Genomic DNA, 20,695 nt, shown 5'->3' with positions numbered 1-20,695 from the left:
TCCAAATCAGCCGTACGGAAGCCTGTTATGCGTTGCCTGTTGTTCGCCTGTCTGTTGCTCGGTTCCCTGCCCGCCTTTGCCCTGGATCGTTTTCAGGTCGAAGGCTATGCGCTGCCCAACGGTTTGCAGCTGATGCTCAAACCCGGCACCGAACGCGGGCATGTGGCGATTCGCTTGGTGGTTGGCGTTGGCCTCGATGATTTCGATTGCGCTGAAAAAGAGCTGCCGCACCTGCTCGAACACCTGTTGTTCAGCGGCATCGACGCCACTGGCGAAGGCGGTCTGGAGGAGCGCATGCAAGCACTGGGCGGTGACTGGAATGCCTTTACCAGCAACGCCGATACCACGTTCGTCATCGAAGCACCGGCGAAGAATCAGCGCAAGGTCCTCGACCTGCTGCTCGCTCTGCTCACGCAAACGCGCATTGACGACAATGCGATCAACGCCGCCAAACGCGTGGTCGAACGCGAGGACGGTGGCCATTACACGCGCCTGCAACGCTTTCTCGATCGTCAGGATCTCGGCCACACCGCGAGCAATCAGCTCGCCGTCGAACTGGGCCTGAAATGCCCGCAGCGCGCCGAGGTCGGTCACCTGACTCAGGAGCAATTGGAGAAGGTGCGCAAGGCCTGGTATGCGCCGAACAATATGACCCTGATTGTCGTCGGCGAACTCGACAAACTGCTGCCGGCCTATCTGGAGCGCACCTGGGGCGCGCTCGAAGCGGTTGAGCCGAGCGAGCACCGTGCACTGCCGGACATCAGCACCAGCGCCGCCCATGAACGCACCCTCACCCGTGGCTTTATCGGCGACAGCGCCAAGTTGCACTGGCTGGTGCCGGAACCGGTGATCGATGATCAGTACGACCAGACCTTCGACATTCTCAAGGATTACCTCGACTGGGCGTTGTACCGACAGATCCGCCTCAACCACGGCTTGTCTTACGGGCCATGGGCTGAGCGTGAGGTATTTGGCGGTGTGGGCTTCATGAGCCTCAACGCCGATCTGGACCGTGATGACGTCGACGAAGCGATCCAGGTGCTGGAAGACCTCAAGGCTGATCTGCTGAAAAACGGCCTCGATCCGGACACCTTTGCGCGGATCAAACAGGCTTCCATCGCCCATCAGACCTGGGCGGTGCAGGGCAACAGTGCGCTGGCGGATTACTACTGGAGCGCCCTCGGCGATTATCAGGACGGCCGCTTTGCCAACCCGGCGCGCGAGCTTCAAGGCGTGACGCTGGAAGCGGCGAACAAGGCCATGCGTGAGTTGCTGTTGCAGCCGGGGTATCTGCGGATCGAGAAGCCGTTGATCAGTGATGATCAGGTGTTGTGGTTGAGTGCGGGTGGCTTGGGTCTGGTGTTGCTGGTCCTGATCGGTTGGCGTTTGCATCACCGCCGCCGGCCGGCCGAGCACTAATCCTGTAGGAGTGAGCCTGCTCGCGATAGCGGTCCTTCAGTCACCATTTCTTCGGCTGATACACCGCTATCGCGAGCAGGCTCACTCCTACAAGGGAATGCGTTGGTTTTAAGTGACCGGCAGCCTCGCCACAGCGCCCGGCGGGCGCTACTCTGTCGAGGTTTTTTCCTATCCAGTCGTGAACCGCCCAAATGCCAAAAATACAGCTCCTGATCCAGCGCATTCTCGAACTGATGAAGCGCTATCCCGGGGTCATTGCGCTTGGCGGGTTCATCTCCGGGGTCGGCAGTTTCATCATGGTCGATCGTCAGCAGGGTCTGGCGAGCTGGATCACCGTGATCATGCTGCTCAGCTGGATCTGGCTGATGCTGGAGAACACCCTTACCGGCCTCTTCACTCGCATCTTCAAACGCGAGATCCCCCAGCCGCTGCTGCGTTACGCGACGCAGATGATCCATCAGGAAAGCCTGTTTTTCGTCCTGCCGTTTTTCTTCATCACCACGACCTGGAACAGTGGCCAGTTGTTTTTCACCGGCCTGCTCAGCGTGGCGGCACTGATCTCGATCGTTGATCCGCTCTATTACAAATGGCTGGCGCCACGGCGCTGGGCGTTTCTCGCGCTGCACACCCTGACCCTGTTCGCCGCCCTGCTCACTGCGTTGCCGGTGATCATGCACCTGACCACCGCGCAGAGCTTCAAGTGGGCGCTGGGCATTGCCGTGCTGTTGTCGTTCCCGAGTCTGGCGTCGATCTTCCCGATCCGCACGCTGCGCAATGCCTTGGCGATCCTGTGCATTACCGTTGGTATTGGCGGCGTCGGTTGGGCGCTGCGTTCGTGGGTGCCGCCGGCGACGCTGTGGATGACCGACGTGGCGATCAGCACGCAAATGCAGGACCGCACCCCCGGTGCCAGCCTCGACACGGTCAGCGCCGAGCAGATTCGCGGCGATGGCCTGTATGCCTACACCGCAATCAACGCGCCGCGCGGGCTGGATGAGCGGATTTATCACGTCTGGCAATTCAACGGCAAAGAGGTCGACCGCATCGCCCTCGATATCCACGGCGGGCGCAAGGAAGGCTACCGGGCGTGGACGCACAAGCAGAACTTCCCCGGCAACCCGGCGGGCAAGTGGCAGGTGCGGGTGCTGACCGAGGATGGCCAGGTGATCGGCGTGCTGCGCTTCGAAGTCACGGACAGCACAGCGATCAAAGAAAAGTAATCCGGTTCGTGCTATTACGTTAGTTCGCATAAAGGCCGAACAAGCACGGAGCTTATGACCAGCAGCTCGATCAGCGGTAATGCCCAACTGGACACGTCGATAACCCCTGCCCGCCTGCGGGTCACGGGGGACTGGACGCTTGCCCATTACGCCGAGCTCAAGCAACTGAGCGAAAAGCTCCACGGCCAGTACGATGCCAACACCCCGATCGACCTCAACAGCCTCGGCGCCCTCGACACCGCTGGCGCCTCGTTGCTGGTCGAACTGCTCGGCTCCGAACGCCTCGGCCAGTCCGCCGAACACCCCGATTGCACCCTGACCTCCGCCGACCGCGCGCTGCTGCAAACCGTGTACTGCTCGATGACCGACTTCTGCGTGCCGATCAAGGAAGCGGAAATCAGCGTCAGCGTGCAATTGCTCACGCGCATCGGTCGCGCCGTCGACACCATCTGGCAAGACACCCTGCAACTGCTCGGTTTTGTCGGCCTGATCATGGAAACCATTGCTCGCAGCCTGTTTCGGCCCAAGCGCTGGCGCATCACCCCAATGATTGCGCACATCGAGCAGACCGGCCTCGACGCCGCACCGATCGTGGCGTTGCTGACCTTTCTGGTCGGTGCGGTGGTGGCGTTTCTCGGGGCGACGGTGCTGGCCAGTTTTGGCGCGACGATTTTTACCGTGGATCTGGTGGGCTTCTCGTTCCTGCGCGAATTCGGCGTGCTGCTCACGGCGATCCTCATGGCCGGGCGCACCGCCAGTGCCTTTACCGCGCAGATCGGCTCGATGAAGGCCAACGAAGAAATCGACGCGATCCGCACCCTCGGCCTCGACCCGATGGAGTTGCTGGTGGTGCCGCGGGTGCTGGCGATGCTGGTGGCGCTGCCGATGCTGACGTTTCTGGCGATGCTTTGCGGGATCGTCGGTGGCGGCGTGGTCTGCGCGGTGTCGCTGGATATCTCGCCGGCGATGTTCCTGACCCTGTTGCAGTCTGACATCGGCGTTCAACACTTTCTGGTCGGCTTGGTGAAGGCGCCGATCTTCGCCTTCATCATCGCCGCGATTGGTTGCCTGGAAGGCTTCAAGGTCAGCGGCAGCGCCGAGTCGGTCGGCGCCCACACCACCTCTGCTGTGGTGCAATCGATTTTCGTGGTGATCGTGCTCGACGCGGTGGCCGCACTGTTCTTCATGGAGATGGGCTGGTGAGTCGTCTACCCCGCGCGCCCTCGGAGGCGGTGATCGAAGTTCGTGGCCTGTGCAATCGCTTCGGCAGCCAGAGCGTGCACGAGAACCTCGATCTGGATTTGTACAAGGGCGAAATCCTCGCCGTGGTCGGTGGTTCCGGCAGCGGCAAATCGGTGCTGTTGCGCAGCATTGTCGGTCTGCGCCGGCCCAGCGAAGGCATGGTCACGGTGTTCGGCAAGAACCTGCCGAGCCTGTCCGAGCATGAGCGCTCGCTGGTCGAGCGACGCTTCGGTGTGCTGTTCCAGAAAGGCGCGTTGTTCTCGTCGCTGACGGTGACCGAGAACGTCGCCCTGCCCCTCATCGAACACGCCGGCTTGAGCCGCAACGACGCCGAGCACCTGGCAGCGGTGAAACTGGCACTGGCTGGGCTGCCGCTGTCGGCAGCGGACAAATACCCGGCGTCGCTGTCCGGCGGCATGATCAAGCGCGCCGCGCTGGCGCGGGCCTTGGCGCTGGATCCGGATATTCTGTTTCTCGACGAGCCGACTGCCGGCCTTGATCCGATAGGCGCTGCGCAGTTCGATCAACTGATTCTGACCCTGCGCGATGCGTTGGGTCTGAGCGTATTTCTGGTGACCCACGACCTCGACACGCTCTACACCATCACCGACCGCGTGGCGGTGCTGGCGCAGAAAAAAGTCCTGGTCGCAGGTCCCATCGACGTCGTTTCGGAAACCGACGACGCGTGGATTCACGAATACTTCCACGGCCCGCGCGGCCGCTCGGCGCTGGACGCCGCCAAATTGCTCAACGAGGTCTGACATGGAAACCCGAGCCCATCATGTGTTGATCGGCCTGTTCACGGTGATTGTGGTGGCAGGCGCCCTGCTCTTCGGTCTGTTCCTGGCCAAGTCCAGCGTCGACACCGAATTCAAGGATTACGAGATTGTCTTCAGCGAGGCGGTCAGTGGCTTGTCCAAGGGTAGCCCTGTGCAATACAGCGGGATCAAGGTCGGCGATGTGATCAACCTGCGCCTTGATCCAAAAGATCCACGGCGGGTGCTGGCGCGGATTCGTCTGGCCGGTGATACGCCGGTCAAGGAAGACACCCAGGCCAAGCTGGCGCTGGCCGGGATCACGGGGACGTCGATCATCCAGCTCAGCGGTGGTACCCCGGAAAGCCCGAAACTGCGTGGGCATGACGGTAATCTGCCGACCATCGTCGCGTCGCCCTCGCCTATTTCGCGCTTGCTCAATGACTCCAACGATTTGATGACCGGCATCACTGCGCTGCTGCAGAACGCCAATCAGATGTTCTCTGCCGAGAACGTCGAGCGCGTCAGCAAAACCCTCGCCCATCTGGAGCAGACTACCGGCACCATCAATGATCAGCGCGGTGACATCAAGCAAGCCATGCAGCAACTGGCGACCGTCGGTAAACAGGCCGGCAGCATGCTCGAACAGACCTCGTTACTGATGCGCAACGCCAACGGCTTGATCAACGATCAGGGCAAGCAAGCGTTGGGTAGCGCCGAGCAAGCGATGAAGTCGCTAGAGCAAAGCACAACAACCATCAGCACTTTGCTCAGCAAAAACGAAAACTCCCTCGATAACGGCATGCAGGGCCTCAATGGCCTGGCCCCTGCGATCCGCGAACTGCGCGAGACGCTGACTTCGTTGCGCGCCATCTCGCAACGCCTTGAGGCCAACCCCAGCGGCTACCTGCTGGGCCGTGACAAGAACAAGGAATTCACACCATGAAGCTGACTCGACTTGCCCTCCTCGCCGGCTTCACGCTGATCAGCGCCTGTTCGATTCTGCCCCAGTCCGAGCCGTCGGATGTCTATCGCCTGCCGGCCGCACAGGCGCCCGCCTCGGGCCAGCTCGGCGGCAACGCAGCAGTGGTCGTTGCGGCTGAACAAGCTGCAGGCCAGTGAGGCGTTGAACCGGCCGACGATTGCGGTGATTCCGCAGGGCGATGTGATCAGCAGCTACAAGGGCTCGCGCTGGAGCGATCCGGCGCCGGTGCTGGTGCGTAATCGTCTGCTGGATGGGTTTCAGAGTGATGGTCGGGTGACGTTGCTCAGTACCGATGACAGCAACTTTGCTGCGGATCTGGAACTGGGCGGGAGTTTGCAGGCGTTTCAGACTGAGTATCAGGGCACGCAGGCCAGCGTTGTGGTGCGGGTTGATGCGTTGCTGGTGCGCGGTTATGACCAGCGGATTCTGGCCAGTCGACGGTTTGAAGAGCGTCAGCCGTTGAATGATGTGCAGGTGCCGTCGGTGGTCGCCGGGTTTGGTCAGGCCAGTGATCGCTTGACCGCGAAAGTCGTCGCCTGGACCGTCGATCAAGGCCAGAAACTGGCCCCCCCGAAACCTTAAGCCCAACACACAACCCCTGTAGGAGTGAGCCTGCTCGCGATAGCGGTGTATCAGTCACCGATGATGGCGATTGATAAACCGCTATCGCGAGCAGGCTCACTCCTACAGTCTGGATTTTTGTTCAGCCGAAGAACCAGTAGCAGACGAAGATCGCACCCACGACCCCGGCAAACTCCGCCAGCAACGCACACCCCACCGCATGCCGCGCGCGCTGAATCCCCACCGCGCCGAAATACACCGCCAGCACATAGAACGTGGTCTCGGTACTGCCCTGAATCGTCGCCGCGACCAGCGCTGGGAAGCTGTCGACCCCCGAGGTCTGCATCGTCTCGATCAACATCGCCCGTGCCGCGCTGCCGGAGAACGGCTTGACCATTGCTGTCGGCAGCGCATCGACAAAGCGCGTGTCCCAACCGGCCCACTCGACCAGATGGCGAATTCCGTCCAGCCCGAAGTCCAAGGCACCAGAGGCACGCAACACGCCTACAGCACAGAGCATTGCCACCAGATACGGCAGCAGATTCTTCGCGACATCGAAGCCCTCTTTGGCGCCCTCTACAAACGCCTCGTAGACCTTCACTTTCTTTAACGCGCCGATCAGCAAGAACAGCATGATCAACCCGAACAGCGTGAGATTGCCGAGGATCGACGACAATCCTGCCAGAGCCGTCGCCGAAAGGGTGCCCAGCAGCGCCATGAAACCACCCAGTATCAACGCCCCGGGAATCAGATACGCCAACACCACCGGACCCCAGATCCGCAAACGCTGCATGAACGCCACCGAGAGGAAGCCGACGATCGTCGAGCAACTGGTCGCCAGCAGGATCGGCAGGAACACCAGTGTCGGGTCCGGCGCGCCTTGCTGGGCGCGGTACATGAAGATCGTCACCGGCAGCAGGGTCAGGGAGGAGGCGTTGAGCACCAGGAAGAGGATTTGCGCGTTACTGGCGATGGTGGCACTGGGATTGAGCTCCTGCAGCGCCTTCATGGCTTTCAGGCCGATCGGCGTGGCCGCGTTGTCGAGGCCCAGACCGTTGGCGGCGAAGTTCAGGGTGATCAGGCCAAGGGCAGGGTGGCCGGCCGGGACTTCCGGCATCAGCCGCAGGAACAGCGGGCCGAGTACCTTGGCCAGCCATTCGACGATCCCGGCCTTCTCGGCGATGCGCAGAAAGCCCAGCCACAGGGTGAGGGTGCCGAACAGCAGCACCATGACTTCGACCGAGAGCTTGGCCATGGCGAAAATGCTTTCCACCATCGCCGCAAAGATCCCGGCGTTGCCGCCGATCAGCCACTGCGCGAGCGCCGATACGGCTGCCACGATGAAGAAGCCAAGCCACAGGCCATTAAGCATCAGTCAAATCCCCCGAAGAATGCGGCGAATGATAGCGGGGTCGCCAGAAACGACAAACCCCGGATTTCTCCGGGGTTCGTTTGGCTGACTCGGTCCACTGTAGGAGTGAGCCTGCTCGCGATCGCGGTGTATCAGACAACAGAGATGTTGAATGTACAGCCCTCATCGCGAGCAGGCTCACTCCTACAGGGATTTGTGTCAGTTCTTGGAGATTTCGCCTGCTGGCAGTTTTTCCTTGCTGCGCCAGTGCGGCAGGGAGTTCCAGTAGCGCTGGCCCTTGGCGTCGTCGTACATGCCTTCCCAACGTGCGATAACCAGTACCGCCAAGGCGTTACCAATCACGTTCAGAGCGGTACGCGCCATGTCCATGATGCGGTCGACACCGGCGATGAACGCCAGACCTTCCAGCGGAATACCGACGCTGCCCAGAGTGGCCAGCAGTACCACGAAGGACACGCCCGGTACGCCGGCGATGCCTTTGGAGGTGACCATCAGGGTCAGGACCAGCAGCAGTTGTTGGCTGATCGACAGATCGATGCCGTACAGCTGAGCAATGAAGATCGCGGCGATCGACTGGTACAGGGTCGAACCGTCGAGGTTGAACGAATAACCGGTCGGTACCACGAAGCTGCAGATGGCTTTCGGTGCGCCGTAGGCTTCCATCTTCTCGATCACCCGTGGCAGCACGGTTTCCGAGGAGGCAGTGGAGTAGGCCAGCACCAGCTCATCCTTGAAGATGCGCATCAGCTTGATCACCGAGAAGCCGAACAGCTTGGCGATCAGGCCCAGTACCACGAAGGCGAAGAAGGCGATGGCGACGTAAACCAGGATCACCAGTTTGGCCAGCGGCAGCAGCGAGGCGAAGCCGAAGTTGGCGACGGTCACCGCGATCAGTGCGAACACGCCGATCGGCGCATAGTTCATGATCATGTGGGTGACTTTGAACATGCTTTCCGAGACGCCCTGGAACATCTTCACCAGCGGCTCGCGCAGGTCCGACTGCAGGCTCGACAGACCGAGACCGAACAGCACGGAGAAGAAGATGATCGGCAGCATTTCGCCGCGGGCCATGGCCGCGAAGATGTTCGACGGGATCAGGTTGAGGATGGTCTCGATGAACGCGTGTTCATGCTGTACCTCGGCGGCGGTTGCCTGGTACTTGGAGATGTCCACCGTGCCGAGGGTGCTCATGTCGATGCCTGTGCCCGGATGGAACAGGTTGGCCAGCAACAGGCCGACGACGATGGCGATGGTGGTGACGATTTCGAAATAGATGATCGTCTTCAGGCCGATACGCCCGAGCTTCTTGGCGTCGCCCACGCCGGCAATGCCGACAATCAGGGAAGAGATGACGATCGGGATCACGATCATCTTGATCAGACGGATAAAGATATCGCCTGCCGGTTGCAGGACGTTGCTGATCCACCAGGCCTTCTCGGCACTGAAGTGGTTGAGCAACGCACCAATTGCAATACCCAAAACCAGACCGATGAGGATCTGCCAGGCGAGGCTAATTTTTGCCTTCTTCATTATCTTTACCCTTACTTGCGTTTGACTCAGGCACATGCAGGAACTGGAACGCTCATTAGCGGAAAAGTCTGTGCATCTGCCTCCGTATAAGGTGCCCCGAAGCGCGTGATTACGGCTCTTCGGCAGGCGAAAAAAGGCGCAACTATTCCGATGCAAGGTTGCGCCGTCTAATGCCGTAAACGCCTACCCTATGCCGAATCGGCATGAGCTTTTTTAAATGAAACTGGCGTCCCAACCGGTTCGATTGTGACATTTCGGCCGGCATAAGTGCCGTGAACCGGTCTTTACAGCGTGGGTTGGTTATTTTTTGAACGAGAAAAATCGACAAAAAATCTAGGAAAAAGCCTACGCAGGAAGACTAGAAGTCCTACTGTTTAAACGGTCTCTTTGTCGATATACGGTCGCCGTGAAACACCGCGTAATGTTTTTGCGCGCAGTGTCAGCGATAAAAAGGATGAGCTGGACGCTCTGGATCAATGTTTTGCGTGTTTGAAAGCTCAGCGCAAGTCCGTCGAACCACTGTGGGTCGGCGAACCTGCGGCGCAGCTTTTACCCTGACCCGGCCCTCGCGCAGGCACTCCCTGTACCCGTAGGTCACTCCGACCCTGCAACAGTCAGAACGTCCCGGCCCCCTGGTCATGCGCCAGCCTTCCTCAGGTCGGCGCAATGGAAGACAGCAGGGCTGCTGTCTTCATGTTCAGATCAGTACCACTTCGGATCTTTTTTCAGGGTTTCCATTAGCAGATCCTGCATGCCCTGGTCGGGTTTGCCGAGGAAGCGGTAGGTGGCATGTCGCGTTGGCGACTTGTCGGCCGGCAGTCCCTCGGGCACATCAACGAGCATGGCGTAAGCGTCTTTCTTGTCGAAACTGAACGCGACGATCAAGCGGTGGTTCAAGCACTTGTCTGCGGATTCGCAGAGCGGCCCGACCAGATACTGGTCGCCATCTTCAGTTACGGCATTCATTTGCTGGTCAGGCGTGCCGGACAGGTTCATCACCCATTCCGGCAGGCGCTCTTCCTTCTTCACCACGCCTTCCCAGGTTTCCCGGTATTGCGGGTCGGAACTCAACAGTTCGTTGACTCGCGTCTGGCCGTCATTGGCCGCCATCGCCATGGCACTACCGCCCAGAAGCAGGGCGGCTGCCAGTGTCTTTAACACACTCATCGTTAACCTCGGCCGCGACGGCCAAAGAAGAAGGAAGCGATGAACATCACCAGGAACACGACAAAGAGAATCTTGGCGATACCCGTGGCGGTGCCCGCGATACCACCGAAGCCCAGTACTGCAGCGATGATGGCAATGATCAAGAATGTAATTGCCCAGCTCAACATGGTGATTCTCCTTACTTCTCTATTTGGGGGTGTTACGTGTTCCGGCGCTCTGCGCCCGAATTCGTTTGCTCTTTAGAAAACCCAGCGCTCTTCACGTGGCAGTTGATCCAGTGGCTGCGCCTGATCGACGTCCATCATGCGCATCGAGGCGCTTTCGGCCTGACTGCTGCTGACGGCGCTGAAGTGCGTTTGCGTGTTGTGCTGGATCGAAATCAACGGCTCAACCTGCTGGCTGTTTTCCCAGCGCAGGTATTGCTGGCAGGCGATCAGGGTGATCAGCAGCGCCAATACGCCAAACAGACCTTGCTGGATGTGCAGTGGCGAGATACGCACTTGGGCGGCACGTGGGCGAGTCATCCTGGGTTCCTCACTCTTATTCGGTTGGGGCAGTTCTGATCTGCCCGGGATGAGTGAGATATTGCAGCCTGCATGCCAGTTTTTTATTTGAAAAATATTCAATAAAATCAATGAGTTGTAAGCATGATGAAAAACGTCTGCGACGCATCCTGCACGATGGGTCCTCTGGGGTCGTGCGCAATGCACGATTTTTTCGTAGGAGATTTCATTCTTATGGAATTGAGAGCAGGGCGTAGATGTCAGAAAAGTACGCAGGGAATGCCCTGCAAATCTGAATTTGTTTAAAAAACCAGCAAAACCAACAACTTGGCTGTAAAGGCAGGAGAGAGCTACCCTCCTATGGCTGGCATCGTTCAGAATCAACCATGCAACTTGCCCGATTTTTCCGGGACTAACCCAAGACCAATCACTATGGAGCGTAGGAAAAATGGAATCTGCCACTGAGCATCAAGGCCGCATTCTGCTGGTGGACGACGAATCCGCCATCCTGCGTACTTTCCGTTATTGCCTCGAAGACGAGGGCTATACGGTGGCCACCGCCAACAGCGCGGCTCAGGCCGAGGCATTGTTGCAGCGCCAGGTCTTCGACCTGTGCTTCCTTGATTTGCGCCTGGGCGAAGACAACGGTCTCGACGTGCTGGCGCAGATGCGCATTCAGGCGCCGTGGATGCGCGTGGTCATCGTCACCGCGCATTCGGCTGTCGATACCGCCGTCGATGCGATCCAGGCGGGCGCCGCCGACTATCTGGTCAAGCCGTGCAGCCCGGATCAGTTGCGTTTGGCCACCGCCAAGCAACTGGAAGTGCGCCAACTGTCAGCGCGCCTCGAAGCGCTGGAAGGCGAGATCCGCAAACCGAAGGACGGGCTCGATTCCCACAGCCCGGCGATGAAAGTCGTATTGGAAACCGCCCGCCAGGTCGCCGGCACCGACGCCAACATTCTTATCCTCGGCGAGTCCGGTACCGGTAAAGGTGAGCTGGCCCGAGCGATTCATGGCTGGAGCAAACGTGAGAAGAAATCCTGCGTGACCATCAACTGCCCGTCGTTGACCGCCGAACTGATGGAAAGCGAGCTGTTCGGCCACAGTCGCGGTGCGTTTACCGGCGCCAGTGAAAGCACGCTGGGCCGGGTTAATCAGGCCGACGGCGGTACGCTGTTTCTCGACGAGATCGGCGATTTTCCCCTGACATTGCAACCCAAGTTGCTGCGTTTCATTCAAGACAAGGAATATGAGCGGGTAGGGGATCCAGTCACCCGTCGCGCTGACGTACGCATTCTGGCTGCGACCAACCTCAACCTGGAAGACATGGTCCGTGACGGGCGTTTCCGTGAAGACCTGCTCTATCGCTTGAACGTCATCACCCTGCACTTGCCGCCACTGCGTGAGCGCGCCGAAGACATTCTGACTTTGGCTGATCGCTTCCTCGCTCGCTTCGTTAAAGAGTACGCACGTCCGGCACGGGGCTTCAGCGACGAGGCTCGCGAGGCGCTGCTGGGCTACCGCTGGCCGGGCAACATTCGTGAGCTGCGTAACGTGGTTGAGCGGGCGAGCATCATCTGCCCGCAGGAACGCGTGGAAATCAGCCACCTCGGCATGGCCGAACAACCGGCCAACAATGCGCCAAGAGTCGGTGCGGCGCTGAGTCTCGACGAGTTGGAAAAAGCCCATATCGGCGCGGTGCTCGCCACCGCCGGCACGCTGGATCAAGCGGCGAAAACCCTGGGCATCGACGCCTCGACCCTGTATCGCAAGCGCAAGCAGTACAACCTGTGAGCGCCGGGCGATGAAACTGGCGATGAAGTTGCGCACGCGGTTGTTCCTGAGTATTTCCGCCTTGATCACGGTGGCCTTGCTCGGGCTGTTGCTCGGGCTGGTCAGCGTGATGCAGATGGCCGGCACTCAAGAAGCTTTGGTGCGCAGCAACTTCGTCACTCTGGATCTGGGGCTCAAGTTGCGGCAGACGCTGGGTGATCAACTGATCATCATGCTGGCCGAAAAGCCTGATCCCGTGGCGTTCGAAGCGTCGAAACAGCATTACTTCGAGTTGCTGGACCAAGGCATCGCCCAAGAGCAAGAGGGCGATGGTCGGCTATACGGCTTCAGTCGGGCAAAAGCGGATTATCTGAGCTTCCTGGAAGCTTTCGATTTGTCGCGTGACCCGGCCGGCTCCATAAGCAGCAGCGCTGACTTCAGGGAGCGCTTCAATACGTTGCGCAACGGACTGATCACCGAACACAAGCATGCACTGGATAACATCAACGCGGTACAGCGTGAGGCGCGTGACCGTGCCTTGTTGATTGCGGGTCTGCTTGGATTTGTCGGATTGGCGGTGCTGATCATCGGTTTCATCACGGCCCACGGGATTGCCAGGCGTTTTGGCGCGCCGATCGAGGCGCTGGCGCAAGCGGCGGACAATATCGGCCAAGGCAATTTTGAAGTGACCCTGCCGATTTCGTCGGCGATGGAAATGAATCAGCTGACCAAGCGTTTCGGCATGATGGCTGAGGCACTGCGCGAACATCAGGCGACCAACGTCGATGAATTGCTCGCCGGCCAGCAACGCTTGCAAGCGGTACTCGACAGCATCGATGACGGCTTGCTGATGATCGACCGCCAGGGGAATCTGGAGCACCTCAATCCCGTCGCTCAGCGGCAGTTGGGTTGGGACGATGATCGTCTCGGCCAGGGACTGGGCACGGCGCTGGAACGACCAGAGCTGGATGCGCAGCTGCAACTGGTGCTGCGCGGCGGCACGCTGGAGCGGGCGCCGGAAGATTTGAGTATTGAGGTTGACGGCGAATCACGCCTGCTGACCTACAGCCTGACGCCGGTCAGTCATACCCAAGGGCATATTCTCGGCGCGGTGATGGTGCTGCACGATGTCACCGAGCAGCGTGCCTTCGAACGGGTGCGCAGTGAATTCGTGCTGCGCGCTTCACATGAGCTACGCACGCCGGTTACCGGCATGCACATGGCCTTCGGTTTGTTCCGCGAGCGAGCGAAGTTTCCAGCGGAGTCGCGCGAGGCTGATCTGCTCGACACCGTGAATGAGGAAATGCAGCGCCTGATGCAGTTGATCAATGACTTGCTTAACTTCTCGCGTTATCAGAATGGCCTGCAGAAACTCACATTGGCGCCATGCTCCATCGAAGACTTGCTGGAGCAGGCGCAGCTGCGCTTTGCCGATTCGGCGGCGGCCAAGGGCATCGCCCTGAATGTCGAAGTACAGGCGCCGCTGCCACGTTTGCAGGCTGATCAGGCGCAACTCGATCGCGTGCTCGACAACCTGATCGACAACGCCCTGCGCCATACCGCCCGCGACGGTCAGATTCGCTTGCAGGCACGTCGGCATGGCGAGCGGGTGATAATCAGCGTCGAAGACAACGGTGAAGGCATTGCCTACGGCCAGCAAGGGCGAATCTTCGAGCCGTTCGTGCAGGTCGGGCGCAAGAAGGGCGGCGCTGGACTGGGTCTGGCGCTGTGCAAGGAAATCGTCCAGCTGCATGGCGGACGCATGGGGGTTTATTCGCGGCCGGGGCAGGGCACGCAGTTCTATATGGCGCTCGCGGTTTAGGCTTCGTCGTCCATACGCCTTCCCGCGAGGCGTCGGCCACGGGTGATCAGTTCGATGAACTGCACCGCGCTCAGCGCATGGGCGAACAACCAGCCTTGACCGAATTTCACGCCTTCGCTACTGAGCAGCTCAGCCTGTGATTCCAGTTCGATGCCTTCGGCAATCACCTTCAGATCCAGCGCCTGGGCCATGTGAATGATGTGCGGAGCGACGCCGCTGCTGGCGGCGTCATGACCCAGTGCATCAATAAACGCTTTGTCGATCTTCAGGCAGTCCACCGGCAAGGTTTGCAGGTAGGCGAGGCTGCAATAGCCGGTGCCGAAGTCGTCGATCAACACCTGATGGCCGACATCGCGCAAGGCTTGCAGGTTTTCCCGCGCCACCACCACGTCAATCAAGCCACGCTCAGTGACCTCGAAGGCTATCTGCCGCGCGGCTACACGATGGAGCGTTAGCAGCCGCGCCATGACCTGGCCGATGCGCGGCACCATCACGTCGCAGGCAGCCAGGTTGACCGAGATATACAGTTGCGGATTGGCTCGCAGCACCGGACCCAGTTGCTCCAGCAAACGCTGGAGGACAAAGTCGGTCATCTGCCGAATCTGCCCGGTATTTTCCGCCATGGGGATGAACAGGTCCGGGCTGGTCAGTGTGCCGTCGGGGCGGCGCCAGCGCAGCAGCGCTTCGGCGCCGACGCAGTTGCGGCTGTCGAGGTCGAAGATCGGCTGGTAGAGCACCTGTAGCTCGCCCCGGCGAATGGCGCCATTGAGTTCGGCGTCCAGTGACTGGCGCTGGCGCACCAGCAAGAACACAAAGAACCCTAGGAATGCGCCGAGCACTAGACAGGCCGGAACCATCCACCACCAGATCGCAGGGATGTGCATGCCGGTGCGCGGCGTGATCAGCACCAGTTGATATTCCGGGTTGTTGGTGGGCATGCGGTAGATCAGCCGAGTCTGAGTGACTTGTAATGACTCGCGGCTTTTCGGTGGCCAATGTTCGGTCGGTGGCCAGGCCTGCGCCGTACCGAGGACCGGGATCGCCCGGGTGCCGTGATCGAGAACCACCAAAAGGCTGCTGCCGGGCGACAGATCGACCATGTCGGTCAGATGCCCACGTGATGTGGCCACACGAAAATTGCCGCGGCCCAGCATCAGCGCGGCGCGGTTTTCATCGGGTTCGGTGGTGGTATTGAGCCAATAGCTGTAAGTCGGCCCTCTGATATCCGGCGCCCGTACTACCGACACGCCTTCCTGACGTGGGCGGTTGGAGCAGATCCGCGTGGCGTCCATGTAAGCCGCTTCGTAGACGAAGCGATAGTTAAAGGTGACTTGCTGCAGGGTCGCGATCATTTCATCGTCACAACTGCGCAATGGCTGCGCTTCGAGATCGTCAAGACTTTCGCGTAACTGGCCGAACAATTGTTCGAGGCGGGCGAGGAAACGTTCGCCTTGCGCGTTCATTTCCTGACTTTCGCTTTGCTCGACCTGTCGCATTGCCACGAACATTCCGCCGGCGATCAGCAGGCAGGCACTGAGGACAGCCGCGATCATCGCCAAAAACCACGGGCGATAAAACCAGCTACGCAGCGTCTCTCGGGTAGCAACCATCATGGAATATCCGAAGAATTACCAATGAGTTATAGCTGCTGATTGCGATTTCGCCCTAACCGTCGGGCGGGCGTCATTATTTTGTCTGGTTAAGTACCAGCAACAACGCTGCCGTTTGCGCATCCGGCGTGCCGTTGAAGCGCGAGGGCCGGAAGTGCATCTGGAACGCGGCGAGGACATGGCGCGTGGCGACGTCCAGCTCGCCGGTCTGTGGTGTGTCATAACCCAAGTGCGCCAATTGCGCCTGGAACCAGCTGATGCTTGGCAGCTCGCTGCTGTTGAACAGCATCTGCTGACGCGCAACCGCCTGTTCGTTCGGCCATATGCCCAGGCCTTCGGCAGCGAGGCGCTTCCACGGGAACAATGGGCCCGGATCGAGTTTGCGCAGTGGTGCGATGTCGCTGTGGCCGATGATGTGCCGCGGGCTGACGCCGTTGCGCTTGCTGATGTCCTTGAGCAGGACGATCAACGATTGGATCTGCGCTTCGCTGTACGGATACCACAGACGCCCGGTCGGCGTGTCTTTGAAGCCTGGATTGACGATTTCAATGCCGATCGAGCTGGAGTTGAGCCAGGTACGGCCCTGCCATTGGCTTTCGCCGGCATGCCAGGCGCGCTGGTTCTCATCCATCAGTTTATAGACGGTGCCGCCCTTGTCGTCGCCGATCAGGTAATGGCTGCTGACCTCGCCGTGGGTCAGCAATTGCAGAGAGCGCTCCAGCGAGGCCGACGTGTAATGCACGATCACGAACTGGATACGGCTGTCGTAATTGGCCGAAGGATGGCTGATGTCGTAACGCGGGCTGCTGGAACAAGCGGCCAGAACGAGCAGCGAAGCGAGGAGGGCAAAGAATTTCATGGCAGAAGGCAGTACACGCAAGACAGTAATGCAACAGTGTAACGTACTGCCTTGCGTCTCGACGGCCAGTGGGCGGATTTAAACAAAATGGAACAATTTGCTCAGCCCAGCTCGACCCGATTGCGTCCTGCATTTTTAGCGCGGTATAGCGCCTGATCGGCTCTTTTCAGTACCAGATCGCTGTGTTCTCCAGCGCGGAATGATGCCAGTCCCATGGAAATGGTGATCGTCACCCGCTCGCCCTTGAAGTGAAACGGGCAAGCTTCGATCGCTGCGCGCAGGGCCTCCAGCAGTTTGGCGCCTACTGCCGGCGGCGTTGCCGGCATCAACAGAACGAACTCTTCCCCGCCGAAACGGGCAATGAAGTCCGAGCCGCGCAGGCGTTTGCGCAACACGGTGGCGATGATTTTCAGCACCTTGTCGCCGGCCAGATGGCCGTAGTTGTCGTTGATCCGTTTGAAGTGATCGAGGTCGAGCATGGCCAGGCTCAGGGTGTTGCCGTGTTGTTGCCACTGCTGGATTTCGTGCTCGAGGCGTTCGCTCCACGCGGCGCGATTGGGCAGGCCGGTGAGCGGATCGATCAAGGCTTTCTGTCTTTGTACTTCAAGATGTTCGCGGAAACCTTGGGCTTCCTGTTCCATATGCGCTACGCGCTCTGACAGGCTTTTCAGCCGCGTGGCGACTTCCTGCTCGCGGGCGTCGCGCTGCTTCTGGTGCTGATCCATGGTGCCGAGCAGGCCTTCGAGATGGTTCTCCAGCACGTGCTTGAGGTCTTCCAGATCCGCTGCTTCCTGCACGCTGGTCTGCAGGCCGTCGACTTGCTCGCGGATCTGCGTGTCCATTGCCCGCGCCGCCGAGCTGTTGTCGGCATGGCCTTCGCTGGCCGCTTGCAGGTTGCTCTGGAATGCTTCGAGGCGTTCGTTGAGCTGTTGCAGATAGGCTTCGAATTCGTGCTGACCGCTGTCGGTGATCGCCAGCATCAACGTCGCAAGATCGTCGAGGATCGGGATCAATTCGTACCAGTTCAAACCGTGTTTGAGCCGCTCACGCATGGCTTCGGCTTGTGGACGGTGACGTTCAGGCAGAGTCAGGTCGTCGAGCAGCCCGATCAGGGTGTCTTCGATGTGTTTGGCCACGGAGCTATAGGATGGCTCGGGGGTGTCTGGCAGGGCGAACAGGATGTCGTGCTCGGGCTGCTCCGGGTCGATGGCGGCCAGCGCCAGGGCAATTGGCTCGGGCAGTGGCAGGCTGTCGAGGATCAGTGGAGTCGGATCGCCGGGGTGGGTCAGTTCATCAGGATTGATGGCGGCAGGCGCGATTTCATTCTGAGCAGGAGCCGGGGTGAAAACAGGCTCAAGCTTGATGTGCTCAGCCTGCGGTTCGACCGGATGGCTGCTGACTTTGCTGACGACCGTGGGTGGTACAAAGTTAACCACCTCTGCCGGTTCCGGTTCCAAATGAGCCTGGGTGGCTGGCGTCGTTGTTTCGACGGGCACCACTGCTTCGATGGCAGGCGCTGCCGTCATGGCTTCGATCACGGCGACAGGGGCGGGCTGTGTGGCTTCTGGTTCGGGCGCCGGTGGGCCAAGCCGTTGCGGCGGCGCGGGTGATTCTGTCGCTGGCGCTTCTTCGCTGTCGCGGCTACCAAACAGCCGTTGCAGCAGACCCGGGCGACCCGGCTCTGCGGGCGTTTCCAGCTGACTCAACGCCTTACCCTGCAAGCCGCTGAGTTCACTCAGCAGCAATGGCATTTCCCGCGCCGAGCCGACGCGGCCATCCAGTTGTTTGGCGAACTTCTTCAAGGGCTGGGCGACTTCACGTGGCAGCGGCAAAGCCTGCAACTGCGTGACCAGCGATGTCAGCGCGCTGCTGACTTGATCAATGCGGGTTTCGCGGCGCTGCTCGGAATCGAGCACGGCTTTTTCCAGGCGCGGCAAAAGGGCGGCCAGGCCGGCGTCCATGTCGTCGGTGCGCACCACGTCGCGCATCTCTTTCATGCACTGATCAACGACCTTGTCGGTACCTTCAGCCGCCAGTGTGCTGCGCACCAGACCGCGACGCAGCAAGTCGAGCCTGGCGGCCCAGCGGCGTTCGAGTTTGTCCTGCTGTTCGATGCTTTTGAGGTACTTCTCTTTCCAGCGCTGGGCGTCGTCGCTCATTCAGGGGTTCCGCGAGGGGCAGGACTCAACGCGGGCAATGCATCGGCCGTGAGCGAACCCGGCAGACGAATCTCTACCGCGACCGGCAGGTGATCGGAAATCGGTTGGGCCAGCACTTCGACCTTTTCCAGGGTCAGGGTCGGGCTGAGCAAAATATGATCAAGGCAACGTTGAGGACGCCAGCTGGGGAAAGTCGCTTCCACCTGCGGGGCCAGTAGGCCGAGATCGCGTAACGGAGAGTGTTGTAGCAGATCGCTGGCGTGGGTGTTCATGTCGCCCATCAACACCTGGTGTTTATAACCACCGATCAGCTCACGAATATAGGCCAGTTGCAGGCTGCGTGTTCGCGCACCAAGGGCCAGGTGCATCATTACCACCACCAACGCTTCCGGGCCTTCGCCGAAACGCAGCAGAATCGCCCCGCGACCTTTCGGGCCGGGCAGCGGGTGATCTTCGATCGCCGACGGTTTCAGGCGACTGAGCACGCCATTGCTGTGCTGAGCGAGTCGGCCGAGGTTGCGATTGAGTTGTTGATACCAGTAAGGGAAGGCGCCGAGTTGGGCCAGATGTTCCACCTGATTGACGTAGCCCGAACGCAAGCTGCCGCCATCGGCTTCCTGCAGAGCGACCAGATCGAAGTCGCCGAGCAAGTCACCGATCTTTTGCAGGTTGCCTGAACGGCCGTTGTGCGGCAGCAGGTGCTGCCAGCTACGGGTCAGGTAATGCCGATAGCGCTCGGTGCTGATGCCGACCTGGATATTGAAACTGAGCAGACGCAAACGCTGGTCTGCGGGCAGGCCCGTGGACTCCAGGTGATGCTCGTTGACCTGCGGATCATGCAGGCCAACGATGCGTTCAGACTTCCAGCGGCGCATGGCGGTAGCCGCGCTTAGTTGGCAGCAGCCTTGGTTGCCGCTCGCTCTTTGGCGACCAGTTGGTCAGCCAGTTGCAGCGCTTGTTCGGCACCACCGGCGGAGCCGATGTCAAAGCGGTACTTGCCATTGACGATCATGGTTGGCACTCCAGTGATTTCATACTTCTTGGCCAGTTCGCGAGCTTTTACGATCTGACCTTTGATGGCGAACGAGTCGAACGTGGCGAGGAATTTGTCCTTGTCTACGCCCTGGGTGGCGAGGAAGTCAGCCATGTCGTTCTTGTCGGTCAGCTTCTTGTGTTGTTTCTGGATTGCTTCGAATACGGCGTTGTGAACCTTGTGCTCGACGCCCATGGCTTCGAGGGTCAGGAACATCTGACCGTGAGCGTCCCATGGGCCGCCGAACATGGCTGGAATACGTACGAAGTTGACGTCGGACGGCAGTTTCTCAACCCAAGGGTTGATCACGGGCTCAAAAGCGTAGCAGTGCGGGCAGCCGTACCAGAACAGCTCGACCACTTCGATCTTGCCAGGCTCTGCAACCGGAACCGGGTTGGCCAGTTCCACGTAAGGGGCGGCAGGGGCTTCGGCGGCTTGAGCGGTCACGCCGAACAGGCTGGCAGCGACGAGGGCGGCGCTGATGATCAGATTACGCATGCTTTACTCCTGGACAATTTGGGTCGCCTCGCGCGACCTGTTTTCAGACAGATCCTGGCGGGCATGAGTTCTGTAGTGTAACGGCAGCGGCCACAAAAAAGGGCGGCCAAAGCCACCCTTTTTATACTTGCTGCGACGGATTAATCGAGCGTTAACATTGCCGGAGATATCAACTCCTGCATTGAA

The 20,695-nt window shown here is 59.9% G+C and carries 17 protein-coding genes and 1 pseudogene; 8 read left to right on the top strand and 10 right to left on the bottom strand.

The window, feature by feature from the left end; translation table 11 throughout:
• Positions 1-27 precede the first annotated feature (27 nt).
• The 6 genes and pseudogenes from ACOYXE_RS22295 to ACOYXE_RS22270 all read left to right on the top strand — a co-directional run bounded on the left by ACOYXE_RS22295 (position 28) and on the right by ACOYXE_RS22270 (position 6,203).
• The gene (locus ACOYXE_RS22295; RefSeq protein WP_460926659.1) at positions 28-1,419 is read left to right on the top strand and encodes a M16 family metallopeptidase; all 1,392 of its coding nucleotides are present in this window, start codon (positions 28-30) and stop codon (positions 1,417-1,419) included.
• Positions 1,420-1,610: 191 nt separating this feature from the next.
• Positions 1,611-2,639: a DUF5924 family protein gene (locus tag ACOYXE_RS22290; RefSeq protein ID WP_007911799.1), complete on the top strand. Its 1,029-nt coding sequence runs from the start codon at positions 1,611-1,613 to the stop codon at positions 2,637-2,639.
• Between the two features lie 54 nt (positions 2,640-2,693).
• Entirely contained in the window at positions 2,694-3,842 is a 1,149-nt protein-coding gene (locus tag ACOYXE_RS22285; RefSeq protein WP_460926657.1) for an ABC transporter permease, read from the top strand.
• A complete protein-coding gene (locus ACOYXE_RS22280) occupies positions 3,839-4,642 on the top strand; it encodes an ABC transporter ATP-binding protein (RefSeq protein ID WP_095113112.1) in 804 nt (267 codons plus the stop codon). The genes ACOYXE_RS22285 and ACOYXE_RS22280 overlap by 4 nt, the downstream gene beginning before the upstream one ends.
• Before the next feature lies 1 nt (position 4,643).
• Positions 4,644-5,582, top strand: a complete 939-nt coding sequence (locus tag ACOYXE_RS22275; RefSeq protein ID WP_016986431.1) for an MlaD family protein — start codon at positions 4,644-4,646, stop codon at positions 5,580-5,582.
• A pseudogene (locus tag ACOYXE_RS22270) lies at positions 5,579-6,203 on the top strand (ABC-type transport auxiliary lipoprotein family protein). The gene ACOYXE_RS22275 and the pseudogene ACOYXE_RS22270 overlap by 4 nt, the downstream one beginning before the upstream one ends.
• Before the next feature lie 121 nt (positions 6,204-6,324).
• Here the strand turns inward: ACOYXE_RS22270 and ACOYXE_RS22265 are convergent.
• From ACOYXE_RS22265 to ACOYXE_RS22245, 5 genes are all read right to left on the bottom strand, one after another.
• Positions 6,325-7,554: a nucleoside recognition domain-containing protein gene (locus ACOYXE_RS22265; RefSeq protein ID WP_460926654.1), complete on the bottom strand. Its 1,230-nt coding sequence runs from the start codon at positions 7,552-7,554 to the stop codon at positions 6,325-6,327.
• Positions 7,555-7,752: 198 nt separating this feature from the next.
• Positions 7,753-9,084: a glutamate/aspartate:proton symporter GltP gene (gltP, locus tag ACOYXE_RS22260; protein WP_034152229.1), complete on the bottom strand. Its 1,332-nt coding sequence runs from the start codon at positions 9,082-9,084 to the stop codon at positions 7,753-7,755.
• Positions 9,085-9,786: 702 nt separating this feature from the next.
• Positions 9,787-10,251, bottom strand: a complete 465-nt coding sequence (locus ACOYXE_RS22255) for an inhibitor of vertebrate lysozyme family protein (RefSeq protein WP_160054491.1) — start codon at positions 10,249-10,251, stop codon at positions 9,787-9,789.
• A gap of 2 nt (positions 10,252-10,253) precedes the next feature.
• Positions 10,254-10,418, bottom strand: coding sequence for a DUF1328 domain-containing protein (locus ACOYXE_RS22250; RefSeq protein WP_003177151.1), 165 nt, complete (start codon positions 10,416-10,418; stop codon positions 10,254-10,256).
• Positions 10,419-10,490: 72 nt separating this feature from the next.
• On the bottom strand, positions 10,491-10,775 hold the full coding sequence (locus ACOYXE_RS22245) for a hypothetical protein (protein WP_160054493.1): 285 nt from the start codon (positions 10,773-10,775) through the stop codon (positions 10,491-10,493).
• A 427-nt stretch (positions 10,776-11,202) separates the two neighbouring features.
• Here ACOYXE_RS22245 and algB point away from each other — a divergent pair, with 427 nt between their 5' ends.
• Positions 11,203-12,549 carry a sigma-54-dependent response regulator transcription factor AlgB gene (algB, locus tag ACOYXE_RS22240; RefSeq protein ID WP_047297450.1) on the top strand — a complete coding sequence of 449 codons (1,347 nt, stop codon included), beginning with the start codon at positions 11,203-11,205 and terminating at the stop codon, positions 12,547-12,549.
• 10 nt (positions 12,550-12,559) lie between these two features.
• Positions 12,560-14,350, top strand: coding sequence for an ATP-binding protein (locus tag ACOYXE_RS22235; protein WP_160054495.1), 1,791 nt, complete (start codon positions 12,560-12,562; stop codon positions 14,348-14,350).
• Here the strand turns inward: ACOYXE_RS22235 and ACOYXE_RS22230 are convergent.
• From ACOYXE_RS22230 to ACOYXE_RS22210, 5 genes are all read right to left on the bottom strand, one after another.
• Positions 14,347-15,960 carry an EAL domain-containing protein gene (locus tag ACOYXE_RS22230; RefSeq protein WP_174244487.1) on the bottom strand — a complete coding sequence of 538 codons (1,614 nt, stop codon included), beginning with the start codon at positions 15,958-15,960 and terminating at the stop codon, positions 14,347-14,349. The two genes, ACOYXE_RS22235 and ACOYXE_RS22230, sit on opposite strands and share 4 nt — an antisense overlap.
• 76 nt (positions 15,961-16,036) lie before the next feature.
• Entirely contained in the window at positions 16,037-16,819 is a 783-nt protein-coding gene (locus ACOYXE_RS22225) for an N-acetylmuramoyl-L-alanine amidase (RefSeq protein ID WP_460926649.1), read from the bottom strand.
• A 101-nt stretch (positions 16,820-16,920) separates the two neighbouring features.
• Complete coding sequence (locus ACOYXE_RS22220; protein WP_460926647.1) at positions 16,921-18,978, bottom strand: GGDEF domain-containing protein; 2,058 nt, start codon at positions 18,976-18,978, stop codon at positions 16,921-16,923.
• The gene (locus tag ACOYXE_RS22215) at positions 18,975-19,853 is read right to left on the bottom strand and encodes an endonuclease/exonuclease/phosphatase family protein (RefSeq protein WP_007911779.1); all 879 of its coding nucleotides are present in this window, start codon (positions 19,851-19,853) and stop codon (positions 18,975-18,977) included. Before ACOYXE_RS22215 ends, ACOYXE_RS22220 begins: the two co-directional genes overlap by 4 nt.
• Before the next feature lie 14 nt (positions 19,854-19,867).
• Positions 19,868-20,509, bottom strand: a complete 642-nt coding sequence (locus tag ACOYXE_RS22210) for a thiol:disulfide interchange protein DsbA/DsbL (RefSeq protein WP_160054503.1) — start codon at positions 20,507-20,509, stop codon at positions 19,868-19,870.
• Between the last annotated feature and the right edge of the window lie 186 nt (positions 20,510-20,695).

The sequence above is a fragment of the Pseudomonas sp. MC6 genome, assembly GCF_054790575.1.
This window is presented reverse-complemented; position numbering and strand designations above follow the sequence as displayed.

Coding starts and splice junctions, on each gene's coding strand:
- ACOYXE_RS22295 (WP_460926659.1), top strand. CDS start 28: ATGCGTTGCCTGTTGTTCGCCTGTCTGTTGCTCGGTTCCCTGCCCGCC.
- ACOYXE_RS22290 (WP_007911799.1), top strand. CDS start 1,611: ATGCCAAAAATACAGCTCCTGATCCAGCGCATTCTCGAACTGATGAAG.
- ACOYXE_RS22285 (WP_460926657.1), top strand. CDS start 2,694: ATGACCAGCAGCTCGATCAGCGGTAATGCCCAACTGGACACGTCGATA.
- ACOYXE_RS22275 (WP_016986431.1), top strand. CDS start 4,644: ATGGAAACCCGAGCCCATCATGTGTTGATCGGCCTGTTCACGGTGATT.
- ACOYXE_RS22265 (WP_460926654.1), bottom strand. CDS start 7,554: ATGCTTAATGGCCTGTGGCTTGGCTTCTTCATCGTGGCAGCCGTATCG.
- gltP (WP_034152229.1), bottom strand. CDS start 9,084: ATGAAGAAGGCAAAAATTAGCCTCGCCTGGCAGATCCTCATCGGTCTG.
- ACOYXE_RS22255 (WP_160054491.1), bottom strand. CDS start 10,251: ATGAGTGTGTTAAAGACACTGGCAGCCGCCCTGCTTCTGGGCGGTAGT.
- ACOYXE_RS22250 (WP_003177151.1), bottom strand. CDS start 10,418: ATGTTGAGCTGGGCAATTACATTCTTGATCATTGCCATCATCGCTGCA.
- ACOYXE_RS22245 (WP_160054493.1), bottom strand. CDS start 10,775: ATGACTCGCCCACGTGCCGCCCAAGTGCGTATCTCGCCACTGCACATC.
- algB (WP_047297450.1), top strand. CDS start 11,203: ATGGAATCTGCCACTGAGCATCAAGGCCGCATTCTGCTGGTGGACGAC.
- ACOYXE_RS22235 (WP_160054495.1), top strand. CDS start 12,560: ATGAAACTGGCGATGAAGTTGCGCACGCGGTTGTTCCTGAGTATTTCC.
- ACOYXE_RS22230 (WP_174244487.1), bottom strand. CDS start 15,960: ATGGTTGCTACCCGAGAGACGCTGCGTAGCTGGTTTTATCGCCCGTGG.
- ACOYXE_RS22225 (WP_460926649.1), bottom strand. CDS start 16,819: ATGAAATTCTTTGCCCTCCTCGCTTCGCTGCTCGTTCTGGCCGCTTGT.
- ACOYXE_RS22220 (WP_460926647.1), bottom strand. CDS start 18,978: ATGAGCGACGACGCCCAGCGCTGGAAAGAGAAGTACCTCAAAAGCATC.
- ACOYXE_RS22215 (WP_007911779.1), bottom strand. CDS start 19,853: ATGCGCCGCTGGAAGTCTGAACGCATCGTTGGCCTGCATGATCCGCAG.
- ACOYXE_RS22210 (WP_160054503.1), bottom strand. CDS start 20,509: ATGCGTAATCTGATCATCAGCGCCGCCCTCGTCGCTGCCAGCCTGTTC.